The sequence below is a fragment of the Stenotrophomonas maltophilia genome, assembly GCF_003970865.1.
GTDB lineage: Bacteria > Pseudomonadota > Gammaproteobacteria > Xanthomonadales > Xanthomonadaceae > Stenotrophomonas > Stenotrophomonas maltophilia_AR.
This window is the reverse complement of the sequence record NZ_RXLZ01000002.1, coordinates 1-25,599: the sequence shown is the minus strand read 5'-3', so window position 1 is coordinate 25,599 and position 25,599 is coordinate 1. Positions and strand designations below refer to the sequence as shown.

Sequence of the window (25,599 nt, the reverse complement as noted above, 5' to 3'; positions counted from 1 at the left end):
GGCGGAAGTCGGGGCTGGGGCGGCGGCGTTAGGTGCTCCGGAGCGCGATGTTCTAACGAAACTTTTCGTAGATGAGCTTTCCCGACCGTTCGAGCCCCGCATGGAGGATCGGGGTTTCCTCGGGGCCATGGTAGAACTCCAAGTCAACCGGGATGGGCAGTCGTTGCGCTAGTTCGGCCTCCCATTGCTCGGAGTATCGGCTGAAGGTCGCGAACCCATCGCTAAAGTCGACTCCTGGTGCCGCTGAAAGATCAAGCGCCACCGCGATGTCAATGTCGCTGTCGGGGCGATGATCGCCTCTTAGTCGGCTCCCGAACAAGTGGATCTTCGCGATGATAGGTTCTTGGCGAGCCCATTTCAGCAGCACTGCTTCGATCACTTCTAGGTCCATTGCAACTCCAATGTCAGATCTGCTGTCCAGCCGGGGCGGACTCTATCATCCCATGATGCGTGCTCTTGGATCTGCTGCCGCGCGCGCAGCAGCTTACCGGTCGGGCGATGTATGCCGGCGACAAGCTATTCGGTCTTCAGGTAAAGCATGGGCGTCCCATCTCCCTCACGGGCCTACCCCCGATCTAAGCGTTCCATAGTTCAGCAGGTGAAGCAGGCACTCGGCCACGTCCAGTGCGGCGGCGGCCCACTCGTCATCATCGCCCAAATGCGGCTCTTCCTTGCCCCCGTGGAAGAGGTTGTTGCGCACCCGGCGTGCCGCTTCGACCAAAGCACCGGCATTGGACTGCTGAAGGGACAGGCGCTGAAAGACCGCGCGGTTGAGGCCGTTGACCACCGCCACCTCCTGGACCATCGGGCGGTCACGCGGAGGTGAGAGGATTTGCTCGCGCGTGCTGTCCGACACCCGATCGAAGAAGAGTGAGTCGTCCAGCCGTGACACCGCTTCATCCACCGCGGGCCAGTTCACCTGGGCCATTCGGTAGGGACCGGCGCGAAGAAAGCCTGGATCGTTCTTGAGGCGAAACTCCAGCTGCGCGAACGCCCGCAGCAGGTCGAACGCGAGGGGATCAGAGACGGGCATGGGTGCCTTCAAAGTCGGTGGAGGACGTAGGCTTTTTTAATCTGTCGGCCAGAGGCCGCAGATTCTGAGTTTAGCCGTCCCGAAGCACTGGACACCGCGCCGCTCTCTGTTTGCAGGGGGAGTAGGAATGCAGACGTATTCCAGAAAGGAGGGTGATCCTGGGCGGCGGCGAGACGTCAAGGCGTGAGCGTGGCGGTGCTCATCCGTCGGGTGGTTATGATCCACGCGTCTCAATGCATGCAATGTCGCCGCGTCACCTGCGGACTTGGGCGTGGGGCGGGCAGTTCTCCTGGCAAGACATTTAGTCCAAATAGCTTGTAGCATTAAAGCTAGAAAATGCTTTAACGTGTCCAAGCCGCCTAGTTCGGCGGTCTACAGGGGACGCATATGCAAAGGAAGAGCATGTGGTTGGCTGGCGCTCTGCTAGCCGTTTGTGGTCATGCTTGGGCGGGTCAGGGGGAGGTGTGCTTGGCAGATAGCCAGAACACACCTGCTGGCATCATGAAGCCTTTCGAGGACGCCACGGTGTTCCGCTGCAAGACGACCGGAGCGGTGACCGTCGCGCAGCTCTACGCGAAGGGTTGGCGAGTGGTTTCCGTGTTTCCCTAAAGCTCATTGGATCCAGCGAAGCCCGGTGTGGTCAGCGTGGTCTGGACCATTGTGGCTGAAAAGGACGCGCGCTGACGTCGGGTTGTCCTCTTAAGGACTCAACGGACATGCATCAATACCAAGAGGTGTCGCAGGAAGATCTATGGGGCTGCGCAGCCGCCTGCGTGGCCTCTCTCATGGCCATTCCGTATGCGCGAGCGAAAAGATGGCTGGAGAAGGAGAAGGGGCTGTCGGTGTCAGAGAAGCCCTATGGGTTTGAAATCGATGAGATAGCCAACGCCCTCTTTAGAAGGGGAAAGAAGCTGATTGCCGACTGGAACCCCTCTTCGCCAGTTCCTGACGGCACCATCCTGTGTATCTACAGCAGAGTTCGCTACCGCGATTTTCATTACGTCCTCAAGGTCCCAGGGGGTTACATGGACCCCTGGTTTGACTTGAAGAAAGGCAAGATGGTCGGCAAGGTGCGGGCCTCCCTTCCGAAGGGAACGAAGATCTACGTGGCGCTCCTGCCGGCCTCTTGATCTGTTGCAGGGTCAAGGACGCACGACATCTAGAAGAGGCGTTCAGGTTGGAAGACTTCAGGGGGATCGGCTATAACCTTTGGATTCCCTAATGGAGTCCTCCCTTGGCCCTGACCACCCTGAAGTCCCTTAACGCCGAAATCAAACAGCTCGAAGCCCAGAAGAAGCTGGTCGAGAAGCGCGACGGTGAGGTGCCCAAAGCCCTGGCGGTCCTGCAGAAATATGCGAAGGTCCTCAGTCCGGCCCAGCGGCGGCAGGTGGCCAAGCTCATCGGAGAAACGATCGACGCCAAGCCGGCGCGTGCCACCAAGGCTGCCGCAGGTCCCCTCAAGGGGCGCAAGCTTGGCAAGGTGGCGCCGAAGTATCGCCTTCCTTCCGGTGAGACGTGGGCTGGTCGGGGTTTGGCCCCCAAGGCCTTCACCGCATGGGCCAAGTCCGCCGAGGGCAAGGCGTGGGCTCAAGCCAACCCAGGAGCGAAGTTCCCGTCGGCTGATGGGACGGTGAAGAAAGCTCCCGCCAGGGTGGCCAAGAAGGCGGGCAAGCCGGTGAAGAAGGCCGCCCAGAAGGCCGTCAAGAAACTTGCGAAGAAAGCCGTCGCCAAGAAGGCCAGCAAGAAGGCCTGATCATGCGCGGCCTGTTCCCCAAAAAGAAGAGCCGGCTCTCGCCGCAAGACAAGGCCATCGCGGCCGCCCACGTGCTGCTGGACAGTGCCGAGGGCCGATTGGACGAGAAGGCCGCCGGCAGGCGCTTGCGCGAGGAAGTGGGCCTCCAATGGTCCTTCCTGACTTGCATTCAATACCTGTCAGGGCAAGAAGCCTTGGCGGCCATTGAATCGCTGCCCAAACCACCAACGCCAGGAGCTGCTACGCGCTGCGCGTCAGCGGCCCGTAGAAGCGGTTGAGAGGCAGTGGAGCAGATGGGAGGGCGCAGGGCCCAGCGCCGTGCGTACCCCGGCGTGCGCACTCGTCTCCCCGCCACGCCTGCGCACTTCATAGGGTGCTTTTCCTGCACCACCTGCACAAAGGCCAGGAGTAGGCCCAGCAAGGCTATGGATGACATTGAGGGGGCATCTAACTACCTGCGAAACCCTGCACCAAAGGGGGTATCTGGCAGGGGCATCAGCCACCGAGTGGGAGCCAAATTCGCAGACACCAGGAAGAAGCGAAAACATGGCGTCCAACAGTGTCCAAGAAGAAAACTCCTACTACTGACAGTGTTTCAGGAAGGCTATGAATTGAGGGTCTGAAACAGAAAACGTGTGGCGAGCAGCGCACTGCCAGATTTGCCAACAGCTTCCTTGAAATGCCTTGTGCCACAGTGCCTTCCAGCCATCTCTGTCGTCAGACTGACACCCACATTCCAGTAACAGTTTCCGACATTGATGTTTTTCGGTGTTACAAGTGTGGCAGGTGTTACGCCAGTCGGATATGCAATTTAATTCAAGCAGTTACGCCACCCTCGCCGATCCCGGCCACGGTGTAACACAGGTGTTACCGGTGTTACAGCCTGCCCACCGCGACGCGACCTCGAAGATCCGCCCACCCGCCCCAGGCGCCGACCTCGGTCGTCAAGGCATCGGGGACTGTGATATGAAGACGGGGTCTTGCCGAAAGGTTCTTTCAAAGGGAATGGAAGGATGGAACGGCTTGGGGGAATTGCGTGCCGCGCGTCGGCGCGCCGAAAGGGGATGAGAACGTATTTCGGTAAGCTGAGCGTCGTCGGCGCCTGGCTCTGCTGGCTGCTGTTGGTGGGTTTGGCACTGCCGCTAATCGCAACTGCTCAGACGGTCACCTACATCCACACCGACGCCCTTGGCTCGGTCGTTGCCGAAACCGATGAAAGCGGCAACGTGATCAAGCGCTATGACTACGAACCCTATGGCGGCGTTGTCGGCGGGCAGGTTGCGGATGGGCCGGGATACACAGGGCACGTGAGCGACGCTGCCACGGGGCTGAGTTACATGCAGCAGCGGTATTACGATCCGATGATCGGACGATTCCTGTCCACTGATCCCGTCGGACCTGATGTTAATGTAGGGGCGAACTTCAATCGCTACAAGTATGCCGCGAACAACCCCTATACTTTCAAAGACCCAGACGGCCGGCAGGAGTGCCGTTCATGCGAAATGTCTTATGGCGCTTCGGTGGGGTACATGCTGCGCAACGACCCGAACTCAATGCGCGTATGGGCTGGCGGCGAAGCGGCGGTGCTGACCACGGGAAGTGGTGCTATGGAAGGCGCCGCGCTTGGCCAGGCAGTCGGGAATTTTGTTGATACGGGAAATTATTCCCAGCAGGCAGTGACAACGCTTGCTGCGGTTGTAGTCGTCGGCGCGCTCACTCATGGAAAATCAGGTGCAGGCCCCATGCTCGGCCCTTCACCCAAGATCAACTTGGGACAGCAGGGAAAGCACTTGGTTGGACACAACAACTACATTCCTGGCAGAAGTGTTCTAACAGGAAATCCTAGCGAACTTGGAAGGAGCGCTGGCACTGGGCAGCAGGTGGGAAAGGTTGACGTTGGCCTCCCAGGCTCCAAGGAGCGGGTGAGTTTTGGCCAAGAGGTCGGGTCCTACGTTGACCCGGCCGGCAATGCCACACCGACGACAAACGCCATAATTCACTACGGAAAGGATGGGATTCACATCGTTCCTTCAAGGCCAGATCCATGAACAGTAGCTTGCGATCCGATGTAATACTTAGCGTGAGCAGAGCGCTTCTTGGAGAAGTGTTTCCAGAGCTTGTTGCTGTTTCTTGCGAAATTGACGGCGAAAGCAAGTTCCAGTTGACGTTTGTTGTGGATTCCGCGCTTCCCGCTTCCAGAGCGGAAGACATTTCCTGCATTGAGACGGAAGTCCTTGCTGACTTCCCAAGCAATTTCGACATCTCTCACAAGGTCGTTATTTCCAGGCAGGCCAGCCTTCCTGCACGGGATGCCTTTTGGATCTTTTTGAGAAAGACCGCATGATTCGAGAGGGAACTATCAGATTTTGCATCCCTTTAGTACATTGAAAATTTAGTACATTGAAAATGTCGCGAAGGACGCGCATCGAAGGTCTTAGGTGCGAACTCTTTCGTGATTTCGTTTGCACCAAAGAACAAGCCGCCCAATGGGCGGCTTGTGGTTATCACGGGGTCGCCGGAATCACCTGCCGACTGACAGCCTCCCGCCTTGAAAGGCCAGCGCCATTTCAGGACCTAGTGGCCCTTGGCCAGCATTGCTGGCAATCCCGTTCGCCGGGCTGGTGTTTACTCGACCGCGAATGGAGCAAACGCAATGACCTCCTCGCCGATCCATTCGTTGACCATGGCCATGCGCGATTGCAGGGGTGCCAGTTCCATCGACGCCCAAACCGTGGCCGCATCCCGAATCGAGCCGAATCCACCGGCATTCTGCGGGACGATACCCAACAGCTGCGGGGGGATGCGCAGCGCGGCCAGAATGTCATCACGAGTCACACGCTTGATGCCGGTGAACTCATCCTTGGCCGCCACTTCGCTGATCGGGATCAGCTGCAAGCCATCCTTCTTGCCATTGGGCGAATGCACGAACAGGTTGCGGAAATTGCCCGGCCCACGCGAGTCTCGCAGCGCCTCACGCAAGGCGTCCACGTCCATACCCTCCGGCTGCGGATCGGTCATGTAGAGGATAAACCCGGCGTGCGAGCCGTTGGTGTAGTACCTGCGGCGGAACAACGTGGCCGATTCGTTCAGCAGCGCCGACTGCACCACGGCCAACCACTCCGGCAACCCGTAGATTTCCTGATCGGTATCGGCCTCGCGCAGCTGGTGCACCGAGCCAGGTGCAAATTCATGCTCGGCCCGCCCAGCTCGCACCTGGAAGAACACACCTGGATCCACGCCACGGCGCATGTACTGCGCCATCAGCGGGTGCAGCTGCAACAGCCGCCCGGAGTGCGAGAGTTGCCGCCCCAGGCTGTCCCCAGCCTGTGCCAGCAACTGCTCGTAGGCCTGATCGGCCACTTCCCAGGTGACGGCGCTGCTAGCGCCGATGCAATGACCCGCCACCTCGGCCAATTCCAGTTCCAGGCGCGGCAGCTCGGCCGCAATCTCACCCTCCATCGCCTCATATTCCTCGGCCAGTGAGAGTGCCGAACGCTCATTCGCGCGCAGCTTCTGAATGTCGCGGGTCAGCGTGCCATCGCTCTCGCGCAGCTTCGCACCCCACTGCTGGCGTGCAGCGGCGGCATCGCCCTCGCCGACGTTGTGCCAGCGAGGTGTGGGAAGGACGGCGCGACCTACAGCGCGCCGTCATGAACCTTGCGACTGTCAAAGACATACAGACGCATAGAGCCAAGGCTTGGAACACGCACAGACTGAGATGCCTTGCCATCGGAGCCGGGTTTGAGCCAACCCGCTGCGATGAGCTCACGGGTGGCCTGGCGAGGATCGAAGCCCGCACACAACTCCCGTTTCAGTGCTTCAGGTAGCACCAGGTATTCGGTGACACCCACCTCATCGAAGCGGCGGAAGCCTGCTCGGTCGCGCACCGGTGGTGCTTCCTGCGCGTAGCGCAGCGGCTCCAATCGACTCTCGCCATGGGCCTCGAAGAACGCACGTACGCGTGAGAGCAGCGCATCGGTATCGGCGCTACCCGAGCCGCCCCGACGTTGCAGCCAAGCCTGGAAGCACGCGGCGACACCGCGTGTGGCCTCACCCTTAGGTCAGCCGGTGATGCGGTGGCGGCAGCTGCTGGCCAACTCCCCGGCAAAGGCGACAACAGCAAAGCGCTCGGCCACGCGGCGCACTTCACCCGAGGCGTCCTCGGGCACATAGGTGGCCAGGAATCGGTCGGTGGATTCGCGCAGTTGGGCGGTCAGCGTCGGGCTGTCCTGTTGGGTCTTGGCCTCGACCTTCAACGGCGAGCAGACGAACACCGGTTCGGCCAAGTCGCCATCCTCGGTGACACCGACGTAGTACACGCCGGTCTCGTTGAGCTGATAGTGGGCCCGCGCAGCACCGCCACTGGCGCTGTCGGCGGCGTCCTTGTTGCCCTTGGTCTTGCCCTCGGCGCCCTTGCGTACTCAACCGCACCGCGCTTGAACTCGGCACTGAACTTCCTACGCTTTGACATGAACACTCCTCATGGCCTGAATCGGCCTTCTTGTAAGTGTCCGTGAAAACGGGGGTGAACCCTTCCCTGGCTTTTGGGATCAGGCGTCTCCGCGCTTCTTGCTGCACCGTTCCTTTATGGCTTTGCGGACATCGTGCTCAGCTTGAGAAAGCTGCGCTCAAAGCGTTGATGCAGGTGCTGGAAAAAGATCCATAAGCCGGCCTAGTGCCGGCTTTCTCTTTGCGGGAAAGTGGAAGTCGACGGCCCTGTTGTCCGATACCGCCGGCAGCCCGCCGCTGAGGTGTTGTGTCCACGTGTTCGAACGGGTGGCAGATCCTGGACGGCTACCCGCGTCGCCCACCCTTCGGCTTGTTATGGCACAACGGGTAGCTGGAGCACGACCGGAAGGCCCCATGCGGTCCATTCCGGTCCACGAACACGCCCACCTTGCACACCGGGCAGCGCTCCTCGTTGATGGCCGCGCCTGAAATCGTGGTCACTTCCACCGTGCCGTCCCGCACCAGTTCATCCAGGAACGGCGAGTGCTTGCCCTGCAAGGTGAACATCGCAACCGACCGCCGCGCACGCGTCAGTGCTACATAGAACAGGCGCCGTTCTTCGCTCAGCGGATAGGTGTCGCCGTCCGGCATTGCCAGCGAAAGCACCGGATCATCCGCGCGCAGGCTCGGGAAGCCGCGATTGACCATGCCAGGCAGGATCACATAGTCCGCCTCGCGTCCCTTCGATCGGTGGACCGTGAGGAACTCTACGTCCATCGTGCTGCCGAAGGCTGTCTTCCAATCCGAAGGCATCGCGTTGCGATCCGCGCGATACCTTCCCAGAACAAAGACCGTCACGCGCCCGTTGCGCCCTTGTGGCACCGCCCCGGACAACAGCTGCTGATGCAGCTTGGCGAGGTGCTGGCGAACGCCATCCTGCAGCTCCTCGCGCCGGTTCATCTGGAAGGCCTGCAGCACCGGGCCCATTGCCGGTGCAGCAGAACGAACCTCCTTGACGATCTGTGCGGGGTTCCTGCTGACGAAGTGACTGGAAGCATCACAGAGCGCCTGTGGGCAGCGGAATGTCTGCTCGAGCTTCAGCACCTGGCCGTGCCCCATCCATTCGCGGAATCCGGTCATCACCGAAACGTCGGCGCCAGCGAAGCGATTGATCGACTGCCAGTCATCGCCCACCGCAAAAAGATAGCGGCCCGGTTGGCTGACCAGCGCACGGCAGAGGCGTGCGCGGGCGCGCGATGCGTCCTGGAATTCGTCGGCCATCACCAGTTCGTAGGGTGATTCATAGTGGCCCTGTTCCAGCAGCCCGGCCGCCATGTTGAGCATGTCCTCGAAGTCGATGCCGTGCTCGTCAGCCAGTGCGTTGTCCCAGGCCTGGAAAACCGGCCCTGCAATTTCCAGGAAGCGACGGTGTCGCTCCTTGAACTGATCCTCGGGCATCTGCCGCAGGCGTGCGGCCATATCGTCCAGCGTCAGGCAGTTGCTCTTGGCGTGCGCAATGAAGGTGCGCATCAAGCCGATCAGGTCCGCGTCCGGCATCGGCTTGGCGCCCTGATCCGGAAACTCACGGTCCGGGTTCGGGTCGAGTTCAACATCAGACTCGCCAAGCTTCTCTGCGAGGTCCAGCAGAGCATGTCCACTGCGCAGGCCAAACGACGTCGTCTCGACCAGCGCGGTGCCGCGCGCCACATGCTGCTGGCGCTTCCAGTGCATCTCTTCGCTGTAGTTGGCAAAGTGCTTCGGCGGCTGGCCATCGGCATCCAGCGCAAAGTGCTCGTGATACAGCCCTGCGTCCGGATAGTAGAAGTCCGGACGATACTGGCGATGGGTGTCGGTCGCCGTATCAAATTCGTAGCGTCGCTCGTAGTCGTACGTCACGCCGTTGTAGAACAGCCAGTCGGCGATCACGCATTCTTCCAGGCTCTTCACCCGCTCACCCTGCAGGGTGCGGATGTAGGGCGTGCCATCGCGGTCGTAGCCGTCGGCCTCCATTTCCGCGCCGAATGGCGGCAGGTCGCGCCCGAATACCAGGCGGAACATGTCCCATTGGGTGCGGAAGTGGGTCGAGCGATCCTTCAGGTCGTCCACCAGTTCGGCCAGTTTGTTGAAGCCCTGCGTGGCGTCAATGGCCCATTCGGGGATGTCGGGCTTGCGTCCGGTGGCCTTGGCGACGATGGACAGGCCGAGTGCATGGAAGGTCCGTGCCTCAATCGCGATATCACCCATGCCCAGCCGATCGAAGGAACGCTGTGCGCGTTCTTCAAGTTCCCTGGCGGCATCCTTGTTGAAGGCGAGCATCACGATCCGTTCGGGTTCGACAAATCCGCGATCGATGGCATAGGCGGCCTTGGCGACCATCGTGGAGGTTTTGCCAGAGCCGGCCGCGGCCACGACCTGCACGCGGTTGTCGAAGCAGATGACGGCGCGGGCCTGTTCGTCGGTCAGCGGCTTGCTCTCGACCCGGTCCAGGAAATCCTTGGCCAATACCCGCTCGCGCGCTGCCATGGTGGCGTTGGCGTCGGCCCAGGCCGTGGGCCAGTCCAGCTGCCAGTCGTGCAGGGCGTCCAGTGCTGCACGGTGGCTGGGCGAATGCAGGTCCTCATGCACATCCTCATCCAGGAACAATTGTTCCAGCTCGCGCGGCGTGAGCGGCAGGGCGGGGCGCCCGGCCAGCAGCGTCTGCTGCTGCTCGTGCGTGATCCAGCGGCGGCCGGTGCTGCTCCGGTCGATGAGGGCGTCTGCTTCGGACAGCCACGACTGGATCTGCTCCAGAATCGTGTCGAACAGTGCCTTGCGCCCTCGCGTGGTACACGCAAAGCGCACCTGCTGCAGCGCTGCCGCAAGCCGGGAGGCCTGGCCGTTGGGCAGTCCATCCATGGTCAGCACGCCGTCGGCCTGGGTCTGCAGGACGACCTTGGCCCAAAAGAGTCCTGGGATGACCTGCACGCGCTCGTCGTCAGCCACGTGCTGCCGGTACTGGCGACTTTCAATCAAAAGCTCAACATGTTCGCCGTCAAGTCGCAGCCGCCAGTTCGGCGAGCGGGTCACACGTAGGCCCCAGCCCGAGGGGCGCCATTCCATAGACATCCAGATACTGCCTTGCGTACGTCAACTGGGCTTGCAGAGCCCTTACCCCTCCATGATAAGGGGCCTTGACGACGCGTGTGGCCTTTCGTTTCACGGTCGGTCGTGCGACGGTTTCATTGACGTGGGCGAAGGCCGTTGCCAGCATGAAGCCTGTGGATGTGGACGCCGCTCATGGAAATCGACTGGAACAGTGTGGGTACCTTGAAGCACACCGTCGGCGGCTACGATATCCGCACGGATGCACTGAAGATTCTGGTGACCGCTGCAATGCAGGGGCACGAGGGTGATGTCACGCAGATGCGCATCGAGATGGAAGACGGCGTCGTCCTTCTGCCAGACGAGATCAGGTGCCTGGCACTGGCGCGGAGTCGCATCCGCTAGCCGCGCCGATTGGCACTGGACCCGGTTGGCCTGCGGCAACTCCAGGTGCCAGCGCCTGCCAGCACGGAATCACTCGTAGACGCGGTCCCGCCTCGTGGGAGGCACCTCGACCAGGTCTCCCCGCCGGATCAGCTCATCCAGATCCACCGCCGATGCTGCCAATGCCTCCTGCGCATCGAAATCCCATTTGTTCCTGTACTCGCGCGCCAGAAGATCGCATACCGCCTTGGCGCGCTGGTAGGCATCGTTCTTGGCGTCATCCTGCATCAGCTCATCGCGATGGATCTGGCAGAGCATCAGCTGGTGTGCATCTTCGCCGCGCTCGCGCTCCCAGGTGATGTCGGGCAGGCCGGAAAGAGCGGTCGCAAGTGCGAGTGCAGTCATTGACATGGCGGTGTCCACAGTCGGCGGAAACCTGAGCGTATGCGAGCGGCAGTGGCAAGCGACCGCTGCCGCTCGCATGGTTTCACGACGTGTTCACCATTCGTCGCCGGATGGAATGCGCTGGGGAAACTTCCTCAGGCATTCACATCCACGACAATCCGCCCACGCACCTTGCCCGGAATGATCTGCTCGTAGACCTCAAGCACGTCGGCAAGCCCAATCAGCTGCACCGTGCTTTCAAGCTTCTGCGGATCCAGGTCGGTGGCAAGCCGGTCCCACGCACGCTGGCGAACGTCCTGCGGCGCATTCACCGAATCCACGCCGGCAAGGGTCACGTTGCGGAGAATGAAGGGCAGCACCGAGCCGTGCAGTGCATCGCTCTGCGCCAGACCACAGGCAGCGACGGCACCGCGGTATTTCGTTTCGGCAATCGCGTTGACGAGGGTAGGGCCACCGGCCACATCCACCACGCCGGCCCAGCGTTCGGCGCTCACCGGCCGGTCGCGTGGTTCTGAAAGCTGCGCGCGATCGATGATCTCGGCGGCACCCAGGCTGTGCAGGTACTCGGCGTGTTCCGGGCGTCCGGTGGCGGCCACCACGCGGTAGCCCAGCTTTGAAAGGATCGCTACCGCAATCGAGCCGACGCCACCGTTGGCGCCGGTGACCAGCACATCGCCCTTGTCAGGCGTCACGTCGGCGTCTTCCAGTGCCAGCACGCACAGCATGGCGGTATAGCCTGCGGTGCCGATGGCCATGGCGTCACGGGTGGTCAGGTTGTCGGGGATCCGGTTGAGCCATTCGCCACGCACGCGGGCACGCTGTGCCAAGCCGCCATGGTGGCCCATGCTCAGGTCCCAGCCATTCAACACGACACGGTCACCGGGCTGGAAATCGGCATTGCTCGACTCCAGCACCACGCCGGAAAGGTCGATGCCGGGAATCAACGGGAAGGTGCGGATGACCGGGCGCGTATTAGTGAGGGCCAGTGCGTCCTTGTAGTTCAGCGTTGAATATTCAACCTGCACCAGCACGTCGCCGTCCCTCAGGTCGGCGTCATCGAAATCGACCAGTTCCGTGGATACGCCGTCGTTCGTTTTGCGGGTCAGCAGTGCCTTGAAACTCATGGTGGGGGCTCACGTTCAGTGGATGAGCCCATGCTAGGCTCGCACAGTTATCGCAACAAGAACGATGATTTTCCGTAGGTACTATGGTTTTCCGGAGTATGCATGCGTAGCAAGCGTTGGGATGGCAAGAGCGGTTGCGCCGTGGAGGTCACGCTGTCGGTGATGGGGGGCGTGTGGAAGCCTGTCATCCTCTTTCACCTGATGGCGGGCAAGCGTCGCTTCATGGAGCTGACGCGGCGGGTGCCCAACGCCACCCAGTCCATGCTGACCAGCCAGTTGCGCGAACTGGAAGCCGATGGGGTGGTGATCCGCCATGTCTATGCAGAGGTGCCACCGAAGGTGGAGTACGAGCTTTCCGAGTTCGGGCGCACGCTGGTTCCGGTGCTGCTGGCCATGCGCGAGTGGGGTGAAACCTATCGTGGCCATAGAAGCACGGACAGCGATGGCTGAGGCCTGAAGCGTAGCGCCGAGCGTGGTCGACATGGCCCGCGCACCCCGCAGCGTTCCGGAGGCCACAGCGATCGCGGTAGTGCTGCAGGCAGCGCATGTGGAGCGCTGCCTCGCTCCGTGAAGGGCGGCGATGCGGTTCCTGTTCCGTTGACACCCGGTTCCCTATAGTGGCGCTGGAACCCTGCAATGGAATGCCCATGCACGTGATGTCCCCCAGCCGGTGTCTGACGCTTGCACTTGCCGTTGCAGTGAGTGCCGGCGCATGTGCGCGGCCGCCGTCCACCGAACACGAAAGGAATCCCGCCATGCCCGGCGCAACCCAGACCGGCCGCACGATCAACGGCCACACCTATTCCGATGCGCCCGTGGACGTGACGCTCGGGCCGAACACCTTCCGCATTCCAGCCAACTACCTGGACAGCCAGATCGCACCGTGGCCGGGCGAGGGTGTGACGCTGGTCATCGAGTGGCCGGACATGACGCCGACACTGCCGGGTGCTCGGGCAAATCCGCGTACGAATGATTTCCGCAAGGAGATTCCAATCCGGATCAACTACGTTGATCGCGTTCCCGTCGAAACGCTGCTTTCAAGACTGTCGTCGAATGAAGCCATCACCGAAGAGGGGTCTGTGGAAAGGGAGGATCCCAGGGACCGCCTCGATCAACGCGTTGCACAGCCGGAGACCTTGGGGCTGACGCCCTATGCAATCGACGAAGCGAAGATGGTGGTGTACGCGAAGAAATATGAGGCGCGGTACGGGAAGTTGCCTGTCCGCAATCCCGCCTACGAGAGAGACTGGTACATCGCACGCCAGGCCGACGGTCGTATCAGCTCGTTCATCAAATGTGACGGAGAGGAATTCCGACGCGACGGCGTGCGGCTGGAGGGGGGCGAGGTGATCAGTGAGCCAGGAGAGGTGGCAGCGGGCTGCGTTCACTATTTCGTGGACATCGACAATAAGCTGTCCGTCAGCCTGGACTACAAGAGAGCGTTTCTGAAGGACTGGAAGCGTATGGAAGAGGCCGTCAGGGATGTCATCGCGCGTACCCGGTCCAAGTGATCAGTGATTCAAGGAAGAGAAGGGGCAAGGTATGAGTGGATTGACCGGACACGATCTCAGAGTCCTTGGCAGCTATGCCAGAGACGGCAATCGCGAGCTTTACTGGAACTACCTGTCGCAACTGCCGGGAGCCGATGGGTACGGGACACTGGCGCTGGGTGTTGTACGCAATGACAGCCTGCCTGGACGGGTAGCCAACACCTATGCGCAGAACTACGCGAAGACCCAGCATGAAGAGGGATCCAGGTTTTCAAATGCACAGTTGACAGAGCGGCAATGGGAGTCCTTTGGGCAGGCCCTGCTCGAAAGAGATCTCGAATTGCGCCAGCAGTGGATGAACGAGCACCGTCCAGACCTGGCACTGAATCTTCCAGGAAAGGATGTGATGCTGGCCCACGACCGGGCATTTGAGCAGCATGAACTTGATCCAAACTGTTGGACGCCGCGCGTGCTGCTGCAGGCGGCGGAGCAGAAGAGCGGCCCCGAGAAGCTGGAGCAGATCTGGACCAACATGCTCAACAACGACTACGCCGGAGGCCCCCGCGTAGGCAACACCAGCGTCGATGCCATCAGCCAGATGGGATGGACGAAGGGCGGTCAGTACCTGACCCGTTTGAGTGTGCTGGAAGCTACCCAGGCGCTGGAAGGACGCTCGGCGGTCGATCCGAACGTCATCGGTGGCAACAGCTACTACGCGATGTACTTCGAGGCGGACAGGAAATGGGCCAGCGTCAGTGCGGGCGGCGGTCACATGTCGCTGCGCGAGATCACCGATCCCGCCCGTACCGCTGAACTCAACGACGCGCGCGAGGTTCGTCTGGAGCGCCAGGAAAAACGCACCCAGTTCCACCCGGACGACCCGTATCGGATGATTACCCGCAGCCCGATGACCGCAGCGGTGGACGACGTGCCGGATCCCTCACAGGCGCCGACCCGTCTGGCGGACATCGGCCCAGGCCATCGAGAGTACGCACTGATGCAGCAGGTGCGCGAAGGCGTTGCCGCGATCGATGCCAGCGCAGGGCGCACCCACGACGAGAACAGCGAGCGTTTTGTGGCGAGCGTGATGGCCCTGGCCCGCCGCAACCAGTTTGAACGCGCCGATCACGTGCTGCTGAGCGCCCAGACGGCCGACGCTCCCGCAGGGCGGAACGTGTTCGTGGTGCAGGGCGAGATGACCGATCCCGCCCACCTGCGCGTTTCAATGCCCACGGATGTAGCAGTACATACGCCGGTTGCGCAGTCGTTGCAGCAGATGGAAGCGGTCAGCCTGGATCGCCAGCAGACTGCCGGGCAACGCCAGCAGGAAATTGATGTGCAGGCCCGCGACAATCCTGCAATGCGGATGGGATGACATCGCAGCGCCAGTCGCGTATGGAACCTATTCAGTAGTAAGGCGCAGCGCCTGGCAGCCAATGCCAGCCCCCGAAATGGGGGCCGGCACACATCACGGCAGGGCGTGATTTACGGGATGGTGCAGCCGCTGTTCCGCAGGCAGCGAGCAAATGCCGGGTAGCACACCTTCTCGCCATTGCCCGCTGCGAGGCAGGCGTCGTAGGCGGTGTAGCACGGGGTACAGCGGGACTGCGCGGAGGCACTGCCGATTCCAAGGGTCAGTGCAGCAGCCGCAATAGCAACAGACAGCTTGAATCCAATCTTCATGCTTCACTCCGTTGATAGCCCTCCTTGGGCACCACGGAGGCTAACGTGGGAAGAGGGTGTATTCAACCCGCACCGCGCCCGGATGGGCATCCATCTTCAGCGCCCCGCCCTGGATTTACTTTGTTGGCGCGTCTGCAGTCTGGGCGGCCACCATGGCTTGTTGCATTTCCTTCAGCGACAGATAGCCATCACCATCGGTGTCCAGGCCCGCAAAGTACTTCGCGATCTCCGGCACCACGATGGCTTCCTCCTTGCTGATCCTGCCATCTTTATTCTTGTCCATCGCGGTAAACGCGGCGTCGATTGAATCGGCCTGCTTGTTGAAACGACCCTGCTGAAATTTCGCGTACTCGGCCTTGTCGACGCGTCCGTCGTTGTTGGCATCCATGGCGGTGAATGTGGCGTCGATGTAGGCCTGTTTCGGGTCGGCCGGTGAGGCCTGGGCCAGCAACGGGGCAGCGCACAGGGCGATCAACAGAGTGATCCTGGTCATGGGTGGTTTTTCCTTGAGAGATTCAGGTCAGTGGCAGGGATAGGTGTAGCCGTCGGCGCCGCGATAGGTATCGTTGCGGCGGTCGTAGTTGCCGTAGCGGTTCATGCAGTAGTCGGCGCGCTCGCGGACTTCGCGTTCGCGTCTGGCAGCAGCGGCAATCACTCCGGCCACCACCGCGGCACCCACCACGCCCACCACCACGCCGGCGGTCTTGCCGTCGTGCCGGCGCTCGCGTTCCCGCTCACGTTCGCGCCGCTCCCACGCATCACGTTCCCGATCGCGGTAGTCCTGGCTCCAGTGCGGGCTATAGCGGTCACCACGCTGTGCATGGGCGTCGCTGGAGTAGGGCATCAACACCAGTAGCTGCGCAGCAGCTGCCAGCAGTAGCGCGGCTTTTTCTGTTCTAGGAAACATAGTCCAGCTCCTGTGCGGACATTCTTGATAGCTGCAGTACACACCGCGGACATTGCGCGAACCTGCTGTCACTGGAGGGGAATGCATTGGCTATTGGACCAGCGCCTCCACCGGGTCAAGCCGTGCGGCACGGCGTGCCGGCAGGAATCCGAAACCAACGCCTATCAGGCTGGAACACGCGAATGCGGCCAGAATCGAATTGACGGAGAACACCAGGCTGAAGCCCGCATTGGCCAGCTCCAGGACCACGCCCAACGCCAGGGCCACACCGATGCCGAGCACACCACCGAGCAGGCAGACCAGCACCGATTCGATCAGGAACTGCTGCAGGATGTCGCTGCGGCGCGCACCCACTGCCATGCGCACGCCGATCTCGCGGGTTCGCTCGGTCACCGATACCAGCATGATGTTCATTACCCCGATCCCGCCCACCACCAGTGCGATGGCCGCGATGGAGCTGATCATCATGGTCAGGATGCCGGTGGTCTGTTCGATGGATTTGCGGATCTGCGCGTTGTTGCTCATGTAGAAATCGGTGCTGCCGTGGCGACGCGTCAGCAGTCGCCCGATGGCCTGCTCCGCCGCTTCCATGCTGATCGCATCCGAGACACGCACGGTGATGCTGGAGACGTGGCTCTGCCCCAGCATGCGCGCCATGGCGGTGGTGTAGGGCAGCCATACCCGCAGCAGCGATGCATCACCGACCGCACCGGCGTCCTTCTTCACCACACCCACCACGCGCACCGGCACATTGCCCAGCAGCAGGGTCTGCCCGATTGGACTATCGGCCGTGGCGAACAGGCGTGCGCGGGTATTGGCGTCGATTACCGCCACCTGCTGGAAGCCGGCTACGCCGGGCGACCCGAAGAAGGCGCCTTCGTCCAGCTTCAGACCATGCACGCGGAAGTACTGCTCGCTCACGCCCTGCATCTGCACACTGGCAGAGCGGTTTCCGCGCAGGGCGGTGCCGCTGGTGGCAACACCGGGCGTGGCGCTGTCCACGAAGGGTTGCCGGGCAAGGGCCACGCTGTCGCCGGGAGTGAGTGTTTCCACCCGCGCCGAGTGCAGGTCGCCAAAGCCGGAGCCGGGATAGATCTCGATGGTATTGGTGCCCAACGAGGAGATGTTGGACAGGATGGCCTGCCGTGCGCCGGTGCCCAGTGCTACCACCGCCACGACCGAAGCAATGCCGATGATGATTCCGAGCATGGTCAGGAAGGTGCGCATGCGGTGGGCGTTCATCGCGCGCAGTGCCATGCGGAAGGCTTCGGCGAACCGATCCCGCCAGGCCTGCCAGCCGCTGCTGTCCACGGATTGGGGCACGGCTGGCATCGCCACGCCCGCAGCCAGAACAGTACCGGTTGCACGATCTTTCACAATCCGCCCGTCGCGGATTTCGATGATGCGCTGCGCATGCTCGGCCACGGCCATGTCATGCGTGACCAGCACCACGGTATGACCCTCGGCGTGCAGTTCGCCGAGGATCTTCATCACTTCTTTGCCGGAATGCGTGTCCAGCGCACCTGTAGGTTCGTCGGCGAAGATCACCGCGCCACCATTCATCAGGGCACGTGCAATCGAAACGCGTTGCTGCTGGCCACCCGACAGCTCGCCAGGGAGATGCTGCATGCGCTCGCCCAGGCCAAGCCGCGACAACAGCGTTGCTGCACGCGCATGGCGAGCCTCGGCAGGAATGCCAGCGTAGATCGCGGGCACTTCCACATTGCTCAGTGCAGTCAGATCGGTCAGCAGGTGGTAGCGCTGGAAGATAAAGCCGAAGTGCTCGCGGCGTAGTTCGGCCAGTTCATCAGGTGACATCTGCGCGGTCTCGCGCCCGGCGATCTGATATACGCCGGCGGAAGGGCGATCCAGGCAACCGAGGATGTTCATCAGCGTGGACTTGCCGGACCCGGATTGGCCTACGATGGCCACCAGTTCACCTGCGTGGATATCCAGGTCGATGCCGTCGAGTACCACCAGTGTCTGCTCGCCCGCGGCAAATTCGCGGCGTACGCCGCGAACGCGCAGCAATGGCTCGGTCATGGTCGTACTCATTGGGGTTGTGCAGGCGCGTTGGTGGCTTCGACGTTGGCCTGCGCCAGCACGACCTGCTCGCCTTCCTTCAGCCCGTCGCGTACTTCCACCTGGATCTGGTCATCCAGCCCGGTGGTGATGCGCCGCGTGCTGGCGTGGCCGTCGGCACCGCGTACCTGCACGCTGTAGCTGCCGTCGGCGGCGCGTGCACCCAGTGCGGCCGAGGGAATGATCAGTACGTCGTTGGCGCGGCCCAGCACGATGCGAACCTGCGCGGTCATGTAGCTCCGCAGGCGACCATCGGCGTTGTCCACGTCGAACTGGCCGTTGTAGTACATGGCCGTGCGACTGCCACCCGATACTGCCGGTGCGGCGAGGCTGGAGCTGTCTTCGTTGGTGATCGATTCCGGCGCTGGCGCGATATCCCGCAACGTGCTGCTGTAGCGGCGGCCGGCATCACCAAGAATGGTGAAGAATGCCTCCTGCCCGACAGACGTGTGTACGACGTCGGCCTCGGAGATCTCAGCGTACACCGTCATCACGTCCTGGTTGCCCAGCATCACGATGGTCGGTGCGCTCTGCACCGCGTTCACGGTCTGTCCCTGGCGCGCGACCACGGCCAGCACGGTTCCGTCGGTGGGTGCGGTGATGCGGGTGAACTCCAGATTGGTCTGTGCGACATCGACGTCGGTCTGTCGGCGCGTCACTTCACCGTCCAGCGCAGCGATCTGCTCCCGGGTTGCATCGACCTTGGCCTTGGCTGCATCGAAGTCGGCGCGGGCCACCAGTTGCGAGGCCGCCAGTTGCTGCTGCCGATGCAGTGTCAGCTCGAACTGGCGCAGGTCGGTGGCCAGCGCATCGCGGTTGGCGCGCGCGGTGCGCTGTGCGGCCTGTGCGCTCAGCAGTGCATTGCGCTGAGTGCGCGAATCGATATCGGCGATGGGATCGCCGGCTTTCACCTTGTCGCCCAGCTTCACATGCAGGGTATCGATGCGGCCGGAGACCTGCGCACCCACGCTTACCAGCCGCGAGGGCTTCAGCGTGCCAGTGGCTTCCACCACCTGTTCGATGTTGCCTCGGACGACTGGCGCAACCTGCAGGTGCGTCGGCGGTGCGGGCCGCAACCATGCAGACAGAATCAGCGCGCTGCACAGCAGGCTGGCAGCAATGATGAGCGCACGGCGGCGCTTGCGCGGTACGGCGCTCATCGGCGCAGCATCCAGAAAAGACAGGTCATCGGGGGTCCTCGCGACAGAAGAGACACACGTCTGTCGTGGCAGACGTGGTTGGCCGTCGAGTCTCGATGCGCTGGGTTGCGCGAACCTTGCGGGGCTGTCGTTGTGTCAGCGTGCGGCAAGAAGGGCGAGCAGTGCCACGGCGATGAACTGCAGGGCGCTACCGAGAACCAGCAGCGCATTGCGCAGGCGGTGGCCTGGCATTCGCGCACCGCAGAGTTGACTCGCCGCGCCGGCCACCAACCAGAAGAACGTTGGAGCAGACAGATTCGTCATTCCTGCAACGATGGCGATCAGCAGCGCACTGGCAGTCATTATCCCAGCGGCATGTCCATCCAGGACGCGTAGCAGTGGTGGCGTTGGGCGCGAGGTTGCCGCGCGCCATGCCGCCAACCCATGCAGCGCAGCATGCACGGCAGCGAACAGGAGCACGGCAACCGCTGCCGCTGTGCTCGCGTGCCGATGCGTTGAAGCCGCCAGCGCAATGCCTGGCAGCAGCAGGAACAATGCGCCGAACAGCCGCATCAACACGCCAGTGCGCTCGGTATCAGGAACTGTTTGCAGCCAACGCGGCCAATGTTGCAGGCCGGGCGCGCTGCCATTGCGCGGGCGGCGATTCCATGCGGCAGCGGTAAGCCCCGGCGAATTCCGTGGTGGCACAGTGCGCGTGGAAGAGGACGGTGGAGGAGCTCCCTGGGTCACATGCAGGCTTCCTGTCAGATCGGAACGCGGTGGCACGGCAGGTGCCACACCCCGATGCTGTCCAGCGAACATTGCCGCAACCTTGCCTGTCCTCGCTGCCGGCCACGCATGGACAGGTGCCAGTTACACAGGTGCATGCGATGTGTTCAATGCTCCAGCGGTGGCGTGCTGGTCACGCCCGGATGCAATGGAAACTCAACACGGATCAATGCACCACCGCCAGGCGCATCCAGAATCGTGACGTGGCCGCCGTGGCGATCGATCACCTGGCGCACCAGGTTCAACCCCAGGCCCGCGCCCGTCTGCCGCGGCCGCAGCCGCTGGAAGGGTTCGAAGACGCGTTCGCGCTGGTCGACCGGTATGCCGGGGCCGTCATCCTCGACCTCCAGGCAGCTGCCCTGAACGCGCACGATGATCTGGCGTCCGCCATGTTCGGCAGCATTCAGTACCAGGTTGGAAATTACCCGCTCCACTGCGCCGGTCTCGCCGAGTACCGGGAAGTGCGATTCCACCGCCACGGCTACGGTCTTGTCCGATTGGATCAACAGCGGCGCCAGATCGGCGGCCACCCGTTTGGCCACCCGTGCCAGGTTGATGGTTTCCTTCGGCCCGTCTTCGTCCATGCGGTGCAGATCCAGCAGTTGCTCTGCCAGCGTCGCCAACCGCGCCACTTCCACGGCCAGGCTGCGCGAGGTGGTGTCGTCGGCCGCATCGACCTTCACCCTCAGAATCGCAATGGGCGTGCGCAGCTCATGCGCGGCGGCTGCGATGAAGCGGCGTTGCCGTTCGTGCCCCTCGTCCAGCCGCTCCAGTGCTTCATTCACCGCCGTCACCAACGGAGCGATCTCCACCGGCACAGCGGTTTCTGTCAGGCGGACACCGCGGCGGCTGGCGGAGATGTTGCGGGCTTCCTGGGCGATGCGCTCCACCCCGGCCAGGGCCCGTCTCACGATGATCGGTGTCAGGACGATGGTGGCCAGGCCCAGCAGCAGGAAGATCGGCAGGGTGATGATGTGTGCCGCCAGCGCCATCTGCCAGGTCAACGTATCGGTCTCGCCATGGGCCATGACGGTCAGCTTGCCGGCCGGCCCGCTGTGCTGGCGGACCACGACGGCCAGGCCATCGCTGCGGTCGCGCCCGCGCAGGTCGCCAAAGGGGATGCCATCCAGTGCGCCTACCAGCGAGGCATAGGCCGGCGGCACAGGTCCGAACGTAACGTGGTGGCCGTGCTCATCCTCGGCGATGAACCAGGCACCGGGAACGATCTTCAGCAGTTCGGCCAGTTCCGGCGTGTTCTGCACGTACAGTTCGCCATTGCGGTCGCGGTGCACCGCGTCGGCGGCCACCGGCGCGAAGGTCTGGATGGTGTAGTAGCCACCGCTGTCGGCACGTATCAGCACCATCAGCAGCGCGAAGAACGCCACCAGCAACGCCAGCAGCTGATAGATCAGCGTTTTGACGATCAACGGGCGCTTCAGCGATGGACGACGCGCCATTACCTGGCTTCCCGCATCAGATAGCCGACGCCGCGGATGGCATGTATCTCTACTCCTGCATCGGCATCGGCCAGCTTGCGGCGAAGGCGCGAGACATGCGAATCGAGCGTGTTGGAATGGATGCCGTCATCGAATCCATACACCGCCATTTCAATCGACTCGCGCAGCACGGTGCGGCCCAACCGCCGGGCCAACGCGGCCAGTACACGTATCTCACGGCGCGGCAGCTCCAGCCGTTGCCCGTCCACGCTGGCCTCGCCCGATGCCGGATCGAACACCAACCGGCCGATGCTCACCAGTTCCACCTGCATGCCGCTCGGCCGGCGCCCGGCAGCGCGGATACGGGCGAACAGCTCTTCGAGTGCGAAGGGCTTGGTCAGATAGTCGTCCGCGCCCTCATCCAGGCCGGCGATGCGGTCCGGCAGCTGCCCCAGCGCGCTCAGCACGATGATCGGCACCCCGGGGTTGCGCTCACGCAATAGTGAAATCAATCCCAAGCCGTCGCCGTCGGGCAGGGTGCGGTCCAGCAATACCAGGTCGTGCGATCCGCACAGGGCCGCTTCGCGGGCCAGCGCCAGCGTGTTGGCCAGATCCACCACGTAGCGCTCGCGCTGCAGGGCGGACTTCAGGGTAGCGGCCAGTTCGGCTTCGTCTTCAATCAGCAGGATGTGCATCGGCAGGGCTTGCGCAGGAAGGGGGCGTGGCGGGGCGGTTCGGCACGCGCCGGCACCGTATTACAGGAACATTGCGTGAACATGGCGTGCCTTCCCGATGTCCCGCAAGGCTGTAATCACGCAGGAAAGCGGACGTCGACGCAAGGTTCGCGCAATCCGGGCACTCCAGCCTTGGTGCCCTTCCGCTGATCCCCAACCCCCTGGAGTATCCATGAAGTTGTTCGTTCCGTTGTTGTTCGTGGCCGCGCTGAGTGGCTGCACCACCGCCAAGATGACCGTTACCCCCGATGGCCGGCGCGGCGTCTCCATCGACTGCAGCGGCTCCAGCTCCTGGAGTGGCTGCTACGAAAAGGCCGGACAGATGTGCCCAGGCGGCTATGTGGTCTTCAGCAAGGATGGCGACGACGGCAACGCCATCGCGGTGGGCAACAAGAACGGCTTCACCTCCACCCAGATGGCCACCCGCTCGATGCTGGTGGCCTGCTCGCACTGATGCCGGGAGGGGAGGTGGGTTGCCACCTCCCCTCGGTGCGCTCTGCGAGCCTGTTATGGGAGCCCGCAGTTGCCCTTCGCCATGCAGGCGACGAACGCGCGGTAACACACCTTCTCGCCCTTGCCCGCATCCAGGCAATCACTATAGGCGTCGTAGCAAGGGCGGCAACGGTCGGGTTGAGCGGTCGCACTGCCGATTCCAAGCGTCAGTGCAATGGCGGTGACAACAGCAGACAGCTTGAATCCCATCTTCATGTTTCACTCCTTTGATAGCCCTCCTTGGGCAACGGCGACGCTACAGGCGGAGGTGATCGTGCACAAGTGACTGGAAGTGCCGACGGTTTCGGACGCGCGTGAACCAGTGCCAAGCAACGACCTGCTTGCCGACAGTGGATTCAGCGCTACAAATGCTTCCGTTCAGAAGCTGTAAGCCGCCTGCACATACACCCGCCGTGGCTCGCCCGGGAAATGCCCGTTGCGTTCGATGAAGCCACTGGCCGCGTACACCTTGTCGAACAGGTTCTTGACGTTGGCCTGGAACTGCCACTGCCTCCACGTGGTCTTCCAGCTTATGTCGAACACGGTGTAGGCCTTGACGGTCTGCCCATCCAGGCTGACGCGCTCGCCGACGTGATCGGCGCCAAAACCGATGGCGGAGTTGATCGCCGGCAGGTCATAACGCGTCCACAATCCCAGCTTGTTGCGCGGCGCATTGGCGAATCGGTCGCCGGAGGCGTTGGTGATGCCATTCGGGCCGGCGTCCTTCACCCGCGCATCGTTGTAGGCGTAGGTCAGGTTCAGCACCCATCGCTCGCTGAGGTCGGCCAGAAGGTCAAGCTCCATGCCGGTACTGCGTACCAGGCCCAGCGCGGCCAACTGGTTCACGCCACCGATCACCTCGCCGGTGGCCTGCACGATGTTGCTGCGGTCGATCCGGTAGGCCGCCATGTTCAAGGTCACGCGGTCGGCCAGCAACGACTTCATGCCCACTTCCCACTGCTTGCTGCGCTCGGCATCGAACGGTCCGCCAGCGGCTGGGTTCTGGTTGGCGGCACTCTGCGGCACGAAACCACTGGCGATGTTGGCGTAGACATTCAGGCCCTCGCGCACGGTGAACGTGCTGCCCAGCCGCCAGCTGAGATCGTTGCCGTCCACACTGTTGCCAGTGATGCGATCCTCATCCTTGAAGCCATCCCAGCGCACCCCGGCCAGCACATGCCAGCGTGTGCCCAGTGCCAGTTCGTCCTGCAGGTAGCCGCCATAGCGCTTGCTGCGGGTGGACGTGCTGCGCCAGGGCAGGGCAGCCAGGTTGTAGTCGTGCCAGGTACTGGCGCCGTACACGGGATTGAACAGGTCGATGCCGCGCACCGGCCCGGCGCCACGCGCAAGGTCAGCGCTGTTCGCGGTCTGTGCGGTGAAATCCGCATCCAACTGGTACACATCGGCGCCGAACAGCACCTTGTGCTCAACCGTGCCGGTGGTCACCCGCCAGACTGCATTTCCGTTGGCAGTGAATGCTTCGTTGTCGCGGATCTGGTTGCGCAGCTGGCGGGTCATCCATTCGGCCACGCCATCGCGGTCACGATCGATCAGGCCCATCGGCTCGTGGTACATCTGGTGTTCGTTGTTGCTGAACCAGCGGGCGGCGAAGTCCAGGTCCAGAGTGTCGCTCGGCGCGAAGCGGTACTGAGCCAGCGCCACCTTGGCGCGCATGTCGAGGAAGTCGCTGGCCTCGTTGTGGTTCCAGCGCCGGTCGGTCAGGAACGTGCCTGCATCGTTGACCGGCACGCCGCGCAGGCGGTTGCCGCCAAGGTTCTGGGTGATGTCGGTGAACTGCAGCACCAGTTCGCCGGTCTGGCCGACGTCGAAGGCCAGCGAGGCGTCGCCGATCACGCTCTCGCTGTCGGTGTTCCAGCGCACGCCCTTTTCACTGTCAGCATAGAGCCCGGCGCGATAGCGTACGCTGCCGGCGGCATTCAACGGCCCGGTACCCTCGAACGATCCGGCACGGAAGTCCTTGTCGCCCAGCTGGACCTCGATGCGGCGTTCGGCGCTGGCTTTCGGCTTGCGGGTCACGTAGTTGATGACACCGCCCGCATCACCACCGCCATACAGCGCGCCTGCCGGCCCCTTCAGCACCTCCACGCGCTCGATGTTGAACAGCTGCGGCACCGAAAATCCTGCGTACGGGTCGCCGCGCAGACCGTCATACAGCACGTTCTCCTGGCGGAAGCCGCGCAGGGTCACCCCGGCATAGCTGAAATAGCTGATGCCGCTGATGCTGCGATAGAGGTCGGTCACCTGGCGCGCGGCCTGGTCGTCGATCAGTTCACGCGGGATGACCTGGATCGACTGCGGGACCAGCTCCAGCGGTGTATCCGTGCGGGTGCCGACTGCGGCATCGTCCACCCGGTACAGGGTTTGTGCACGCCCGCGGACTTCGACCTTGTCCAGGTCCTTGGGCGCGGCGGGTGAGGACTCGGCAGCATGGGCAAGGGTGGCCAGGGGCAGCGTCAGTGCCAGGCACAGGGCGCGTTGCAGGGGCGCGGTCCCTTTTAACCATCTCCGGGCCCACGAGACGGACCCCTCACCCGTCTGCCCCCTCGCCCGTCGCCACCCCCAGATAAAACATCAAAAACCACATGACTTTGAGATGT

At 62.7% G+C, this 25,599-nt stretch carries 28 protein-coding genes; 10 read left to right on the top strand and 18 right to left on the bottom strand.

All coding sequences use genetic code 11. The features are described from left to right. Positions 1-52: 52 nt before the first annotated feature. Both EKL94_RS00815 and EKL94_RS00810 read right to left on the bottom strand, forming a co-directional pair. The gene (locus tag EKL94_RS00815; RefSeq protein WP_126927597.1) at positions 53-391 is read right to left on the bottom strand and encodes a nucleotidyltransferase domain-containing protein; all 339 of its coding nucleotides are present in this window, start codon (positions 389-391) and stop codon (positions 53-55) included. Between the two features lie 165 nt (positions 392-556). Further along, a complete protein-coding gene (locus EKL94_RS00810; RefSeq protein ID WP_126927596.1) occupies positions 557-1,033 on the bottom strand; it encodes a hypothetical protein in 477 nt (158 codons plus the stop codon). Between the two features lie 716 nt (positions 1,034-1,749). On the opposite strand from EKL94_RS00810, the gene EKL94_RS00805 reads away from it, so the two are divergent. From EKL94_RS00805 to EKL94_RS00785, 5 genes are all read left to right on the top strand, one after another. Continuing rightward, a complete protein-coding gene (locus EKL94_RS00805; RefSeq protein WP_126927595.1) occupies positions 1,750-2,163 on the top strand; it encodes a hypothetical protein in 414 nt (137 codons plus the stop codon). A gap of 104 nt (positions 2,164-2,267) precedes the next feature. Next, complete coding sequence (locus EKL94_RS22865; RefSeq protein ID WP_126927594.1) at positions 2,268-2,786, top strand: H-NS family nucleoid-associated regulatory protein; 519 nt, start codon at positions 2,268-2,270, stop codon at positions 2,784-2,786. 2 nt (positions 2,787-2,788) lie between these two features. After that, complete coding sequence (locus tag EKL94_RS00795) at positions 2,789-3,064, top strand: hypothetical protein (RefSeq protein ID WP_126927593.1); 276 nt, start codon at positions 2,789-2,791, stop codon at positions 3,062-3,064. Between the two features lie 735 nt (positions 3,065-3,799). Beyond that, positions 3,800-4,834 carry an RHS repeat-associated core domain-containing protein gene (locus EKL94_RS00790; RefSeq protein WP_126927592.1) on the top strand — a complete coding sequence of 345 codons (1,035 nt, stop codon included), beginning with the start codon at positions 3,800-3,802 and terminating at the stop codon, positions 4,832-4,834. Next, positions 4,831-5,130: a MafI2 family immunity protein gene (locus tag EKL94_RS00785; RefSeq protein ID WP_126927591.1), complete on the top strand. Its 300-nt coding sequence runs from the start codon at positions 4,831-4,833 to the stop codon at positions 5,128-5,130. Before EKL94_RS00790 ends, EKL94_RS00785 begins: the two co-directional genes overlap by 4 nt. Positions 5,131-5,411: 281 nt before the next feature. Here EKL94_RS00785 and EKL94_RS00780 read toward each other — a convergent pair whose 3' ends face one another. The 4 genes from EKL94_RS00780 to EKL94_RS00770 form a co-directional block, all read right to left on the bottom strand. Next, the gene (locus tag EKL94_RS00780) at positions 5,412-6,245 is read right to left on the bottom strand and encodes a phage portal protein (RefSeq protein WP_260473344.1); all 834 of its coding nucleotides are present in this window, start codon (positions 6,243-6,245) and stop codon (positions 5,412-5,414) included. A 176-nt stretch (positions 6,246-6,421) separates the two neighbouring features. Next, the gene (locus tag EKL94_RS22590; RefSeq protein WP_260473343.1) at positions 6,422-6,709 is read right to left on the bottom strand and encodes a hypothetical protein; all 288 of its coding nucleotides are present in this window, start codon (positions 6,707-6,709) and stop codon (positions 6,422-6,424) included. Between the two features lie 138 nt (positions 6,710-6,847). Next, positions 6,848-7,105, bottom strand: coding sequence for a hypothetical protein (locus EKL94_RS22585; RefSeq protein WP_260473342.1), 258 nt, complete (start codon positions 7,103-7,105; stop codon positions 6,848-6,850). A gap of 475 nt (positions 7,106-7,580) precedes the next feature. Then, the gene (locus tag EKL94_RS00770) at positions 7,581-10,334 is read right to left on the bottom strand and encodes a UvrD-helicase domain-containing protein (protein WP_126927673.1); all 2,754 of its coding nucleotides are present in this window, start codon (positions 10,332-10,334) and stop codon (positions 7,581-7,583) included. 177 nt (positions 10,335-10,511) lie between these two features. On the opposite strand from EKL94_RS00770, the gene EKL94_RS00765 reads away from it, so the two are divergent. Further along, positions 10,512-10,721, top strand: coding sequence for a hypothetical protein (locus EKL94_RS00765; RefSeq protein ID WP_260473341.1), 210 nt, complete (start codon positions 10,512-10,514; stop codon positions 10,719-10,721). Between the two features lie 69 nt (positions 10,722-10,790). On the opposite strand, the gene EKL94_RS00760 is transcribed toward EKL94_RS00765, so the two are convergent. Together EKL94_RS00760 and acuI are read right to left on the bottom strand one after the other, a co-directional pair. After that, positions 10,791-11,111, bottom strand: coding sequence for a hypothetical protein (locus EKL94_RS00760; RefSeq protein ID WP_185829966.1), 321 nt, complete (start codon positions 11,109-11,111; stop codon positions 10,791-10,793). A gap of 128 nt (positions 11,112-11,239) precedes the next feature. Then, the gene (gene acuI, locus EKL94_RS00755) at positions 11,240-12,229 is read right to left on the bottom strand and encodes an acrylyl-CoA reductase (NADPH) (protein WP_126927588.1); all 990 of its coding nucleotides are present in this window, start codon (positions 12,227-12,229) and stop codon (positions 11,240-11,242) included. A gap of 102 nt (positions 12,230-12,331) precedes the next feature. Between acuI and EKL94_RS00750 the strand changes: the two genes are divergently transcribed. The 3 genes from EKL94_RS00750 (at position 12,332) to EKL94_RS00740 (ending at position 15,094) form a co-directional block, all read left to right on the top strand. After that, a complete protein-coding gene (locus tag EKL94_RS00750; RefSeq protein WP_126927587.1) occupies positions 12,332-12,679 on the top strand; it encodes a winged helix-turn-helix transcriptional regulator in 348 nt (115 codons plus the stop codon). A gap of 197 nt (positions 12,680-12,876) precedes the next feature. Beyond that, a complete protein-coding gene (locus EKL94_RS00745) occupies positions 12,877-13,740 on the top strand; it encodes a Smlt3025 familytype IV secretion system inhibitor (RefSeq protein WP_126927586.1) in 864 nt (287 codons plus the stop codon). A 31-nt stretch (positions 13,741-13,771) separates the two neighbouring features. Further along, a complete protein-coding gene (locus tag EKL94_RS00740) occupies positions 13,772-15,094 on the top strand; it encodes a Smlt3024 family type IV secretion system effector (protein WP_126927585.1) in 1,323 nt (440 codons plus the stop codon). 110 nt (positions 15,095-15,204) lie between these two features. Here the strand turns inward: EKL94_RS00740 and EKL94_RS00735 are convergent, their stop codons facing one another. The 8 genes from EKL94_RS00735 to EKL94_RS00700 form a co-directional block, all read right to left on the bottom strand. Continuing rightward, positions 15,205-15,402, bottom strand: coding sequence for a hypothetical protein (locus EKL94_RS00735; protein ID WP_005410142.1), 198 nt, complete (start codon positions 15,400-15,402; stop codon positions 15,205-15,207). 115 nt (positions 15,403-15,517) lie between these two features. After that, entirely contained in the window at positions 15,518-15,895 is a 378-nt protein-coding gene (locus EKL94_RS00730) for an EF-hand domain-containing protein (protein ID WP_126927584.1), read from the bottom strand. Between the two features lie 27 nt (positions 15,896-15,922). Further along, entirely contained in the window at positions 15,923-16,246 is a 324-nt protein-coding gene (locus EKL94_RS00725; RefSeq protein WP_440087562.1) for a hypothetical protein, read from the bottom strand. Positions 16,247-16,399: 153 nt separating this feature from the next. Continuing rightward, on the bottom strand, positions 16,400-18,364 hold the full coding sequence (locus EKL94_RS00720) for a MacB family efflux pump subunit (RefSeq protein WP_126927582.1): 1,965 nt from the start codon (positions 18,362-18,364) through the stop codon (positions 16,400-16,402). Continuing rightward, the gene (locus EKL94_RS00715) at positions 18,361-19,551 is read right to left on the bottom strand and encodes an efflux RND transporter periplasmic adaptor subunit (RefSeq protein ID WP_126927581.1); all 1,191 of its coding nucleotides are present in this window, start codon (positions 19,549-19,551) and stop codon (positions 18,361-18,363) included. The genes EKL94_RS00720 and EKL94_RS00715 overlap by 4 nt, the downstream gene beginning before the upstream one ends. A 135-nt stretch (positions 19,552-19,686) precedes the next feature. Further along, entirely contained in the window at positions 19,687-20,103 is a 417-nt protein-coding gene (locus EKL94_RS00710) for a hypothetical protein (RefSeq protein WP_126927580.1), read from the bottom strand. Positions 20,104-20,426: 323 nt separating this feature from the next. After that, positions 20,427-21,776, bottom strand: coding sequence for a sensor histidine kinase (locus EKL94_RS00705; protein ID WP_126927579.1), 1,350 nt, complete (start codon positions 21,774-21,776; stop codon positions 20,427-20,429). Then, the gene (locus EKL94_RS00700) at positions 21,776-22,450 is read right to left on the bottom strand and encodes a response regulator transcription factor (RefSeq protein ID WP_126927578.1); all 675 of its coding nucleotides are present in this window, start codon (positions 22,448-22,450) and stop codon (positions 21,776-21,778) included. The genes EKL94_RS00705 and EKL94_RS00700 overlap by 1 nt, the downstream gene beginning before the upstream one ends. Before the next feature lie 211 nt (positions 22,451-22,661). Between EKL94_RS00700 and EKL94_RS00695 the strand changes: the two genes are divergently transcribed. Continuing rightward, positions 22,662-22,943, top strand: a complete 282-nt coding sequence (locus tag EKL94_RS00695) for a hypothetical protein (protein WP_126927577.1) — start codon at positions 22,662-22,664, stop codon at positions 22,941-22,943. Positions 22,944-22,996: 53 nt separating this feature from the next. On the opposite strand, the gene EKL94_RS00690 is transcribed toward EKL94_RS00695, so the two are convergent. Together EKL94_RS00690 and EKL94_RS00685 are read right to left on the bottom strand one after the other, a co-directional pair. Further along, a complete protein-coding gene (locus EKL94_RS00690) occupies positions 22,997-23,197 on the bottom strand; it encodes a hypothetical protein (RefSeq protein WP_126927576.1) in 201 nt (66 codons plus the stop codon). 162 nt (positions 23,198-23,359) lie between these two features. After that, a complete protein-coding gene (locus EKL94_RS00685) occupies positions 23,360-25,483 on the bottom strand; it encodes a TonB-dependent siderophore receptor (RefSeq protein ID WP_126927575.1) in 2,124 nt (707 codons plus the stop codon). Between the last annotated feature and the right edge of the window lie 116 nt (positions 25,484-25,599).

Bases quoted from the DNA above. Each gene is read 5' to 3' on its own strand.
- EKL94_RS00815 (WP_126927597.1), bottom strand. From the start codon at position 391: ATGGACCTAGAAGTGATCGAAGCAGTGCTGCTGAAATGGGCTCGCCAA.
- EKL94_RS00810 (WP_126927596.1), bottom strand. From the start codon at position 1,033: ATGCCCGTCTCTGATCCCCTCGCGTTCGACCTGCTGCGGGCGTTCGCG.
- EKL94_RS00805 (WP_126927595.1), top strand. From the start codon at position 1,750: ATGCATCAATACCAAGAGGTGTCGCAGGAAGATCTATGGGGCTGCGCA.
- EKL94_RS00795 (WP_126927593.1), top strand. From the start codon at position 2,789: ATGCGCGGCCTGTTCCCCAAAAAGAAGAGCCGGCTCTCGCCGCAAGAC.
- EKL94_RS00790 (WP_126927592.1), top strand. From the start codon at position 3,800: ATGGAACGGCTTGGGGGAATTGCGTGCCGCGCGTCGGCGCGCCGAAAG.
- EKL94_RS00785 (WP_126927591.1), top strand. From the start codon at position 4,831: ATGAACAGTAGCTTGCGATCCGATGTAATACTTAGCGTGAGCAGAGCG.
- EKL94_RS00780 (WP_260473344.1), bottom strand. From the start codon at position 6,245: ATGGAGGGTGAGATTGCGGCCGAGCTGCCGCGCCTGGAACTGGAATTG.
- EKL94_RS00770 (WP_126927673.1), bottom strand. From the start codon at position 10,334: ATGGAATGGCGCCCCTCGGGCTGGGGCCTACGTGTGACCCGCTCGCCG.
- EKL94_RS00765 (WP_260473341.1), top strand. From the start codon at position 10,512: ATGGAAATCGACTGGAACAGTGTGGGTACCTTGAAGCACACCGTCGGC.
- EKL94_RS00760 (WP_185829966.1), bottom strand. From the start codon at position 11,111: ATGTCAATGACTGCACTCGCACTTGCGACCGCTCTTTCCGGCCTGCCC.
- acuI (WP_126927588.1), bottom strand. From the start codon at position 12,229: ATGAGTTTCAAGGCACTGCTGACCCGCAAAACGAACGACGGCGTATCC.
- EKL94_RS00750 (WP_126927587.1), top strand. From the start codon at position 12,332: ATGCGTAGCAAGCGTTGGGATGGCAAGAGCGGTTGCGCCGTGGAGGTC.
- EKL94_RS00745 (WP_126927586.1), top strand. From the start codon at position 12,877: ATGCACGTGATGTCCCCCAGCCGGTGTCTGACGCTTGCACTTGCCGTT.
- EKL94_RS00740 (WP_126927585.1), top strand. From the start codon at position 13,772: ATGAGTGGATTGACCGGACACGATCTCAGAGTCCTTGGCAGCTATGCC.
- EKL94_RS00735 (WP_005410142.1), bottom strand. From the start codon at position 15,402: ATGAAGATTGGATTCAAGCTGTCTGTTGCTATTGCGGCTGCTGCACTG.
- EKL94_RS00730 (WP_126927584.1), bottom strand. From the start codon at position 15,895: ATGACCAGGATCACTCTGTTGATCGCCCTGTGCGCTGCCCCGTTGCTG.
- EKL94_RS00725 (WP_440087562.1), bottom strand. From the start codon at position 16,246: ATGCCCTACTCCAGCGACGCCCATGCACAGCGTGGTGACCGCTATAGC.
- EKL94_RS00720 (WP_126927582.1), bottom strand. From the start codon at position 18,364: ATGAGTACGACCATGACCGAGCCATTGCTGCGCGTTCGCGGCGTACGC.
- EKL94_RS00715 (WP_126927581.1), bottom strand. From the start codon at position 19,551: ATGAGCGCCGTACCGCGCAAGCGCCGCCGTGCGCTCATCATTGCTGCC.
- EKL94_RS00710 (WP_126927580.1), bottom strand. From the start codon at position 20,103: ATGCGGCTGTTCGGCGCATTGTTCCTGCTGCTGCCAGGCATTGCGCTG.
- EKL94_RS00705 (WP_126927579.1), bottom strand. From the start codon at position 21,776: ATGGCGCGTCGTCCATCGCTGAAGCGCCCGTTGATCGTCAAAACGCTG.
- EKL94_RS00700 (WP_126927578.1), bottom strand. From the start codon at position 22,450: ATGCACATCCTGCTGATTGAAGACGAAGCCGAACTGGCCGCTACCCTG.
- EKL94_RS00695 (WP_126927577.1), top strand. From the start codon at position 22,662: ATGAAGTTGTTCGTTCCGTTGTTGTTCGTGGCCGCGCTGAGTGGCTGC.
- EKL94_RS00690 (WP_126927576.1), bottom strand. From the start codon at position 23,197: ATGAAGATGGGATTCAAGCTGTCTGCTGTTGTCACCGCCATTGCACTG.